We start from the raw sequence: 9,240 nt of genomic DNA on the forward strand, positions 1-9,240 counted from the left end.
CACACACGCAACTTCTCGTTCTTCCTGCCCGAAGGGCACGAATACCAGATCACCCTCATCGCCATGGCCGCCGCGGTCATCTTGTGCGGGCCCGGCCGCTACGGTCTCGACGCGCGCCGGGGCTGGGCTCACCGGCCCTTCATCGGGTCCTTCGTCGCCCTGCTGGCCGGCATCGGCGCCGGCATCGGGGTGTGGGTCGCGCTCAACGGCATGAACCCGATCGGCTGACCCGGGGCCCTTCACTGGTACGGGTTGGGAACCCGTCCCGAGCTGGCTTCGGTCAGTTCCGGCAGCGTCGAGAACGTGACCGCCGGCAATCGCAGCTCGGCGCCGCTCTTGAGGCGCGCGCGTGCCCAGGAACCGCGGTGGAAACGCAGCCCGTCGATGTCGTCCCAGCGCACCGCCTCGCTGCCCAGCAGCGTCCGAACGGTGACGCCGCGGTCGTCGGCCACGGTGCGTAACCGCATGATCATCGCCGACAGCACCACCGGGAGGATCAGCAGCGGCGCGGACGGCGGCCACAGCAGGACCGGGATCAGCAAGCCCAGGGCCAAGAATCCGACGGCCAGGTGCGCGATGGGGGACACCCTGATCACGAGAGGTGTGTGAGAAGACGACCCGGTAGCCACCCGACCATCATTTCACCCGGCGCGCCCGCTCGGTCGGCCCGCGCACCGCCGCGGCCAACCCGCCTGGTGACGGCCGCGGATTTGACTGCTGAGCTGTGCGAAGACTACCGTCGAGCGCTATGGATACCGCCGGAAAGCCCGGGATGCTCGTAGTAATTAGGCGCGTTGGTGCCTGACTTGCCCGTCAGCATTTGAAGCAATCCAGCACCAACGCGCAACCCTCGTGCAGCAGATGAGCTGTCGGGGGTTTTTTGTTGCCCCCGCGAGACTCCCAGAGTGAATAAGGACTGAACGACAGTGAGCGCTCCCACCAGGCCGCCCGCCCCCGACGCACCGGGCGCCGCCGACATCGCCACCGACGCGGCGAAGCCGGCCGCGAAGTCTTCGAACGGCAAGCCGAAACGCATTGGGCCCGAGCAACTTACCGGCGCGCAGTCGGTGATCCGTTCGCTGGAGGAACTCGACGTCGAGGTGATCTTCGGCATTCCCGGCGGTGCGGTGCTGCCGGTCTATGACCCGCTGTTCGACTCGACGAAGCTGCGCCACGTGCTGGTCCGCCACGAGCAGGGCGCCGGCCACGCCGCCAGCGGCTACGCGCACGCTACCGGCAAGGTCGGTGTCTGCATGGCGACGTCCGGCCCCGGTGCCACCAACCTGGTCACCGCCCTGGCCGACGCCCAGATGGACTCGATACCCGTTGTCGCCGTCACCGGCCAGGTCGGGCGCACGCTGATCGGCACCGACGCCTTCCAGGAAGCCGACATCTCGGGCATCACGATGCCGATCACCAAGCACAACTTCCTGGTCCGCTCCGGTAACGAGATCCCGCAGGTGCTCGCCGAGGCGTTCCACATCGCCTCCTCGGGCCGCCCCGGCGCCGTGCTGGTGGATATCCCCAAGGACGTGCTGCAGGGCCAGTGCACGTTCAGCTGGCCGCCGCGTATCGATCTGCCCGGATACAAGCCGAACACCAAGCCGCACAACCGGCAGATCCGTGAGGCCGCCAAGCTGATCGCGGGCGCCCGCAAACCGGTGCTGTACGTAGGCGGTGGCGTCATCCGCGGGGATGCGACCGAGCAGCTGCGCGAGCTGGCCGAGTCGACCGGCATCCCGGTGGTGACCACGCTGATGGCCCGCGGTGCCTTTCCGGACAGCCATCGTCAGCACATGGGCATGCCCGGCATGCACGGCACCGTCGCCGCGGTGGCGGCGCTGCAGCGCAGCGACCTGCTGATCGCGCTGGGAACCCGCTTCGATGACCGGGTGACCGGGAAGCTCGACACCTTCGCGCCGGAAGCCAAGGTCATCCATGCCGACATCGACCCGGCCGAGATCGGCAAGAACCGCCATGCCGACGTGCCGATCGTCGGCGACGTCAAGGCCGTCATCGTCGAGCTGCTCGAGACGCTGCGGCACGACGCGGTGCCCGGCACGATCGACATGACCGAGTGGTGGGCCTACCTGGATGACGTGCGGTCCACCTATCCACTCAGTTACGGACCGCAGAGCGACGGCAGCCTCGGCCCGGAATACGTCATCGAGAAGCTGGGTCAGATCGCCGGCCCGGACGCCGTGTACGTCGCCGGCGTCGGCCAGCACCAGATGTGGGCGGCTCAATTCATCTCCTACGAGAAGCCGCGCACCTGGCTCAACTCCGGCGGCCTGGGTACCATGGGTTTTGCCGTTCCGGCCGCCATGGGCGCCAAGATGGCCCGCCCGGACGCGGAGGTGTGGGCGATCGACGGCGACGGATGTTTCCAGATGACCAACCAGGAATTGGCCACCTGCGCAGTCGAAGGCGTGCCGATCAAGGTGGCGCTGATCAACAACGGCAACCTGGGCATGGTCCGCCAGTGGCAGACGCTGTTCTACCAAGAGCGCTACTCGCAGACGGATCTGGCCACCCACTCGCGCCGCATCCCGGACTTCGTGAAGCTGGCCGAGGCGTTGGGCTGTGTCGGATTGCGTTGCGAGCGTGAGGAAGACGTCGCCGAAGTGATCAACGCGGCGCGTGCGATCAACGACCGCCCGGTGGTGATCGACTTCGTCGTCGGCGCGGATGCGCAGGTGTGGCCGATGGTGGCCGCCGGCACCAGCAATGACGAGATTCAGGCGGCCCGCGGGATCCGCCCGCTGTTCGACGACGAGGGTGAGGGGCACGCCTGATGAGTCCGCAAACGCACACGCTCTCGGTGCTGGTCGAAGACAAACCCGGTGTGCTCGCCCGCGTGGCGGCGCTGTTCTCGCGGCGCGGCTTCAACATCGAGTCGCTGGCGGTCGGCGCGACCGAGTCCAAGGACATGTCGCGGATGACCATTGTGGTCTCCGCCGAGGAGACCCCGCTCGAACAGATCACCAAACAGCTCAACAAGCTGATCAACGTCATCAAGATCGTCGAACTGGACGACGACAACTCCGTGTCGCGGGAATTGGCGTTGATCAAGGTGCGCGCCGACGCCGGTATCCGCAGTCAGGTGATCGAAGCGGTGAACCTGTTTCGCGCCAAGGTGATTGACGTTTCACCCGAATCGCTGACGATCGAGGCCACCGGTGACCGCGGCAAGCTCGAGGCTCTGCTGCGGGTCCTGGAACCATTCGGTATCCGCGAAATCGTCCAATCGGGAGTGGTGTCGTTGTCCCGCGGTCCGCGCGGAATCGGCACGGCCAAGTAAGTTTTCAGCGCAAACAAGAAGGAGATAGTGAAGTGGCTAACCCGTCTGGGGAGACATTGCCGATGTTCTACGACGACGACGCGGACCTGACCGTCATCCAGGGTCGCAAAGTCGGGGTCATCGGATACGGCAGCCAAGGACACGCGCACTCGCTGAGCCTGCGCGACTCCGGCGTGCAGGTGAAGGTGGGGCTGAAGGAGGGGTCGAAGTCCCGCGCCAAGGTCTCCGAGCAGGGCCTGGACGTCGACACCCCGGCCGAGGTCGCCAAGTGGGCCGACGTCATCATGCTGCTGGCGCCCGACACGGCGCAGGCCGACATCTTCAAGAACGACATCGAGCCCAACCTGAAGCCCGGTGACGCTTTGTTTTTCGGTCACGGGCTCAACATCCACTTCGACCTGATCAAGCCGCCCGCCGACGTCACCATCGCGATGGTCGCCCCCAAGGGCCCCGGCCATCTGGTGCGCCGGCAGTTCGTCGACGGGAAGGGCGTGCCGTGTTTGATCGCCGTCGACCAGGACCCGACCGGGGGCGGCGAGGCGCTGGCGCTGTCGTACGCCAAGGCCATCGGCGGCACCCGGGCCGGCGTCATCAAGACCACCTTCAAGGACGAGACCGAAACCGACCTCTTCGGTGAGCAGGCCGTCTTGTGCGGTGGCACAGAGGAATTGGTGAAGACCGGTTTCGACGTGATGGTCGAGGCGGGCTACCCGCCGGAGATGGCGTACTTCGAGGTGCTGCACGAGCTCAAGCTGATCGTCGACCTGATGTATGAGGGCGGCATCGCCCGAATGAACTACTCGGTGTCCGACACCGCGGAGTTCGGCGGGTACCTGTCGGGGCCGCGCGTCATCGACGCCGGCACCAAGGGGCGGATGCGGGAGATCCTGCGCGACATCCAGAACGGTGACTTCGTCAAGAAGCTGGTCGCCAACGTCGAGGGCGGCAACAAGCAGCTCGAGCAGCTGCGCAAGGAGAACGCCGAACATCCCATCGAGGTCACCGGCAAGAAACTGCGTGACCTGATGAGCTGGGTCGACCGGCCGATCACCGAGACGGCGTAGGCGGGCATCCACCGCGAGCAGACGCGGAATCGCACGAATTCGGTTGGAATCGTGCGATTCTGCGTCTGCTCGCGCTAAGAGGTGAGCCGGTCGGCCGTGGCGACGACCCGGCGGGCCAGGTGCTCGAGGGCGTTTTCGGTGGGCTCGTCGAATTCGGTGATGTTGTCGTGGGTGGACACCAGGCTGACGCCGTACGGGTTGCCGTCGACGAACTTGCACGGATCCGTGTATCCGGGGGGCACGATGATTCCGCCGAAATGCATCAGCGTGATGTACAGCGAGAGCAGGGTGGTCTCCTGACCGCCGTGCACGGTGTTGGACGACGTGAACGCCGCGTACACCTTGTCGGCAAGCTTGCCTTGCGCCCACAGCCCGCCCAGCGAGTCGAGGAACGTGCGCAATTGCGCTGCCGGAGAGCCGAACCGAGTCGGTGAGCCGAAGATCACCGCGTCGGCCCAGACGATGTCGTCGCCGGTCGCCGCCGGAAGATCCTTCGTGGCCTCATAGTTCGCGGTCCAGGCCGGGTTGTGGGCGAACGATTCGGCGTCATGGGTTTCGGCGACGTGGCGCAGGCGGACTTCGGCCCCCGCCGACTCGGCCGCGGTGGCGACGCGCTGCGCCATCGTGGTGCCATGGCCGGTGGCCGAATAGTAGATGATCGCAAGGTGGGTCACGACGTCATCGTAAGCCGCGAGTGCGGCCCTCAAGGTCGGTTGAGCTTCGACGACCTGCACTTTCAGGCCGGCCCGGGGGCAGGCCGTCGCAGCGGTCAACCCGTTGGCTTCGCCGCCGACGACGGTGCTGCCGACGCGCCAATGGCAGCCGATAGGCTGGCCGGGTGAATCTGCCTGTGGTACTCATTGCCGACAAACTCGCCGAATCAACCGTCGCGGCCCTGGGCGACCAGGTCGAGGTCCGCTGGGTAGATGGGCCCGATCGGGAGAAGCTGCTGGCGGCCGTGCCGGAGGCCGACGCGCTGCTGGTGCGCTCGGCCACCACCGTCGACGCCGAGGTGCTGGCGGCGGCGACCAAGCTGAAGATCGTCGCCCGCGCCGGGGTGGGCCTGGACAACGTCGACGTGAACGCCGCCACCGAGCGCGGTGTGCTGGTGGTCAACGCGCCGACGTCGAACATCCACAGCGCCGCCGAACACGCGATCGCGCTGCTGCTGGCCGCGGCCCGCCAGATCCCGGCGGCCGACGCCTCGCTGCATGCCCACGAATGGAAGCGCTCGTCGTTCTCCGGCACGGAGATCTTCGGGCATACCGTCGGGGTGGTGGGTCTGGGCCGGATCGGGCAACTGGTCGCCCAGCGGCTGGCCGCCTTCGGCGCCCACGTCATTGCCTATGACCCCTATGTGGCGCCCGCGCGGGCCGCTCAGCTGGGTATCGAGCTGTTCACCCTCGAGGAACTGCTGGGCCGCGCCGACTTCATCTCGGTGCATCTGCCCAAGACGCCCGAGACGGCGGGCCTGATCGGCAAGGAGGCGCTGGCCAAAACCAAACCGGGCGTCATCATCGTCAACGCCGCCCGCGGCGGGCTGGTGGACGAGGCGGCGCTGGCCGAAGCCATTACCAGCGGCCACGTCCGGGCCGCCGGTATCGATGTGTTCGCCAGCGAGCCGTGCACCGACAGCCCGCTGTTCGATCTGCCGCAGGTGGTGGTGACACCGCATCTGGGTGCATCCACCGAGGAGGCGCAGGACCGGGCCGGCACCGACGTCGCGGCAAGCGTGAAGCTCGCTCTGGCCGGGGAATTCGTGCCCGACGCCGTCAACGTCGGCGGCGGGGCGGTCAACGAAGAGGTGGCGCCGTGGCTGGATCTGGTGCGCAAGCTCGGGCTACTGGCCGCCACGCTCTCCGACGGCCCGCCGGTGTCGTTGTCGGTGCAGGTGCGCGGCGAGCTGGCCTCCGAAGATGTTGGGGTGCTGAAACTTTCGGCTCTGCGCGGGTTGTTCTCGGCCGTCGTCGAGGGTCCGGTGACGTTCGTCAACGCACCGGCGCTGGCCGAGGAACGCGGCATCACCGCCGACATCGGCACGGCTTCGGAAAGCCCCAGCCACCGCAGTGTGGTCGACGTGCGTGCCGTCGGTGCGGACGGCTCGGTCGTCAACGTCGCCGGCACCCTGACCGAGCCGCAACTCGTCGAAAAGATCGTGCAGATCAACGGCCGCAACTTCGACCTGCGTGCCCAGGGCATCAACTTGGTGATCAACTATGCCGATCAGCCGGGCGCGCTGGGCAAGATCGGCACGCTGCTGGGCTCGGCCGGGGTGAATATCCAAGCCGCACAACTCTCCGAGGACGCCGAGGGCCCGGGTGCGACGATCCTGCTGCGACTGGACCGAGACGTGCCGGGCGAGGTGCGCTCGGAAATCGGCGCGGCCGTCGGCGCCAACAAGCTTGAGGTGGTTGATCTCTCGTGACCGCGGAGCGAAGCGATGAGGAGGAACGACGCCGATGAAGCTGGCGGTGATCGAGGGCGACGGTATCGGGCCCGAAGTCGTGTCCGAGGCCGTCAAAATCCTGGATGCGGTGCTGCCCGGCGTGGAGAAGACCAGCTACGACCTGGGTGCGCGACGCTACCACGCGACCGGTGAGCTACTGCCGGACTCGGCGATCGACGAGTTGCGGGCGCATGACGCCATCCTGCTCGGGGCCATCGGTGACCCGTCGGTGCCCAGCGGGGTACTGGAGCGAGGTTTGTTGCTGCGCCTGCGTTTCGAGCTGGATCACCACATCAACTTGCGGCCCGGCCGCCTGTACCCGGGAGTGAGCAGCCCACTGGCCGGCAACCCCGAGATCGACTTCGTGGTGGTGCGCGAGGGGACGGAAGGTCCCTACACCGGCACCGGCGGCGCCATTCGCGTCGGGACACCCAACGAAGTCGCCACCGAGGTAAGCCAGAACACCGCTTTCGGTGTGCGCCGCGTCGTCGCCGACGCGTTCGAGCGCGCCCGGCGGCGCCGAAAGCACCTGACGCTGGTGCACAAAACCAACGTGCTGACCTTCGCCGGCAGGTTGTGGTCGCGCATCGTGGCCGAGGTCGGCCAGGACTATCCGGACGTCGAGGTGGCGTATCAACACATCGACGCGGCCACCATCTTCATGGTCACCGACCCGGGTCGCTTCGATGTGATCGTCACCGACAACCTGTTCGGCGACATCATCACCGACCTCTCAGCAGCGGTGTGCGGCGGAATTGGCTTGGCCGCCAGTGGAAATATCGACGCCACCCGCGCCAATCCCTCGATGTTCGAGCCCGTACACGGCAGCGCGCCCGATATCGCCGGGCAGGGCATCGCGGACCCGACGGCGGCGATCATGTCGGTGGCGTTGCTGCTCGCCCATCTCGGCGAGGACGCTGCCGCCGCCCGGGTGGACCGGGCCGTCGAGCGGCACCTGGCAACGCGTGGGAGCGGACGGCTCGCCACCAGCGAAGTCGGCGAACGGATTGCCGCCGGGCTTTAGTCTCCAAGCCGGGCGGGAGCAACCGCGTCGGCACCAGCGGTATCGCCGCCAGCGGGAACAAAGCGCACAACGTCCATGCCGGTGGATATTTCGCGGCCGAAATCAAGGCACCGAACAGCGGGGGGCCGGCGGCCGCCATCATGCGCTGGGTGGTGTTCTGGATGCCCAGCGCGCGTCCGCTCCAGTAAGGCCCGGCGAATTCGGTGATGGCAGTGGCCTCCAGCCCGTTGTCGAGCACTGCGATCACCGCGATGACGACCATGAGCCACGCCTGCCACCGCGAATCCATATAGTCGGCCCACGCCAGCAAGAGAAGCGCCAACACGGCGGCGGCCGCGATGTAGCGGACGGGTTGCATCCGTGAGGCGAGCCGATCGGACAAGCGGCCCACGGCGACCCGGCCGAGCGCGCCCAGCAGCTGTGAAAGCGTGACCAGCCCGCCGGCGCCCGCGACCGACCAGTGCAGGTTCCTGATCAGCCATACCAGCATGAATGTCACCGTCACCGTTTGGGGCATCATCATCAGGCCCGCCACCGCGTGAATCCGCCACAGCGTCAACGACCTTCGATACGGGCTGGAGAGTTCCTGATGGCTTGCGCTCGCGCGCGGTTTCCGCGGCGGATCGACGATTCCGACCGCGCTCGCTATCGCCCCGACCGCGCATGCCAGCGCGGTGAATCTGAGCCCGTTCTGCGGTCCGCGTTCGGCGAGCTCGGGAATCACCATGGCGCCCAAGGCGATTCCCAAGGGTTGCGCGGTCTGGCGGATGCCCATCGCAAGACCGCGCTGGTGCGGCGGAAACCAGGAGGACACCAGCCGCCCGCCCGCGGTGTTGCAACTGGCGGCGGCCATACCGCCGAGAAACAGATACATGGAGATCAGCACCAACGAATGCGCCGACGCCGCGGCGTAGGCCGCCGCCGCGGTCAGTGCCGAGCCCGTGGTCATCACCACCCGCTCGCCCACCCGGTCCAGCACATAGCCCCACAACACCAGCGTCACCACCATTCCCCAGCTGGGCATCGAGGCCAGCAGCGCGGCTTCGTCGAGCCGGATTCCGCGCGCTCGCAGCGACGGGATCAAAAACGCGACGCCGTTGATGAAGAGGAATGAACTTGCCGTTGCCAGCAGCGAAACGACCATGATCGACCAGCGCGCCCCCGCGCCGATTTCGGGCGTAGCGGCCGAGTCGGTCTGCATTCCCCATGCTCGCATACCGCCGGGAAATTTCGTGGTAGGACTTCTGTCGTTGCTGGTGATCGCCTGGCTCGTTCTCGGGCAGGTACGGCCCGCCACGCCCGGCTACGCCGCGCTCGCGACCGTCACCGGGTGGGATCGTGACGGCCCGCCACGCCCGGCTACGCCGCGCTCGCGACCGTCACTAGGTGGGATCGTGACGGCCCG

7 protein-coding genes and 3 pseudogenes are annotated in these 9,240 nt (G+C 67.3%); 6 read left to right on the forward strand and 4 right to left on the reverse strand.

Features of this window, described 5'->3' with window-relative positions; all coding sequences use genetic code 11:
- Positions 1-228, forward strand: a pseudogene (locus Q0W90_RS20525) (hypothetical protein); the annotation flags it as partial.
- An 11-nt stretch (positions 229-239) separates the two neighbouring features.
- On the opposite strand, the gene Q0W90_RS20530 reads toward Q0W90_RS20525, so the two are convergent.
- Entirely contained in the window at positions 240-596 is a 357-nt protein-coding gene (locus tag Q0W90_RS20530; RefSeq protein WP_297593560.1) for a PH domain-containing protein, read from the reverse strand.
- A 381-nt stretch (positions 597-977) separates the two neighbouring features.
- Between Q0W90_RS20530 and Q0W90_RS20535 the strand changes: the two genes are divergently transcribed.
- The 3 genes from Q0W90_RS20535 to ilvC all read left to right on the forward strand — a co-directional run bounded on the left by Q0W90_RS20535 (position 978) and on the right by ilvC (position 4,365).
- A complete protein-coding gene (locus tag Q0W90_RS20535) occupies positions 978-2,795 on the forward strand; it encodes an acetolactate synthase large subunit (RefSeq protein ID WP_297700049.1) in 1,818 nt (605 codons plus the stop codon).
- Positions 2,795-3,301: an acetolactate synthase small subunit gene (gene ilvN, locus Q0W90_RS20540; protein WP_297593562.1), complete on the forward strand. Its 507-nt coding sequence runs from the start codon at positions 2,795-2,797 to the stop codon at positions 3,299-3,301. The genes Q0W90_RS20535 and ilvN overlap by 1 nt, the downstream gene beginning before the upstream one ends.
- A gap of 62 nt (positions 3,302-3,363) precedes the next feature.
- A complete protein-coding gene (gene ilvC / locus Q0W90_RS20545) occupies positions 3,364-4,365 on the forward strand; it encodes a ketol-acid reductoisomerase (protein WP_297593574.1) in 1,002 nt (333 codons plus the stop codon).
- A 74-nt stretch (positions 4,366-4,439) separates the two neighbouring features.
- On the opposite strand, the gene wrbA is transcribed toward ilvC, so the two are convergent.
- Positions 4,440-5,039, reverse strand: a complete 600-nt coding sequence (gene wrbA / locus Q0W90_RS20550) for an NAD(P)H:quinone oxidoreductase (RefSeq protein WP_297593564.1) — start codon at positions 5,037-5,039, stop codon at positions 4,440-4,442.
- Between the two features lie 33 nt (positions 5,040-5,072).
- Positions 5,073-5,192 (reverse strand): annotated as a pseudogene (locus Q0W90_RS24515) (NAD(P)-binding protein); the annotation flags it as partial.
- Positions 5,193-5,203: 11 nt separating this feature from the next.
- Here Q0W90_RS24515 and serA point away from each other — a divergent pair.
- Positions 5,204-6,790: a phosphoglycerate dehydrogenase gene (gene serA / locus Q0W90_RS20555; RefSeq protein ID WP_297700047.1), complete on the forward strand. Its 1,587-nt coding sequence runs from the start codon at positions 5,204-5,206 to the stop codon at positions 6,788-6,790.
- 34 nt (positions 6,791-6,824) lie between these two features.
- Positions 6,825-7,835, forward strand: coding sequence for a 3-isopropylmalate dehydrogenase (locus Q0W90_RS20560; protein ID WP_297602132.1), 1,011 nt, complete (start codon positions 6,825-6,827; stop codon positions 7,833-7,835).
- Positions 7,836-7,968: 133 nt separating this feature from the next.
- Here Q0W90_RS20560 and Q0W90_RS20565 read toward each other — a convergent pair.
- A pseudogene (locus tag Q0W90_RS20565) lies at positions 7,969-9,051 on the reverse strand (MFS transporter); the annotation flags it as partial.
- Positions 9,052-9,240: the final 189 nt, after the last annotated feature.

The organism is Mycobacterium sp. (assembly GCF_025933915.1).
Lineage (GTDB): Bacteria > Actinomycetota > Actinomycetes > Mycobacteriales > Mycobacteriaceae > Mycobacterium.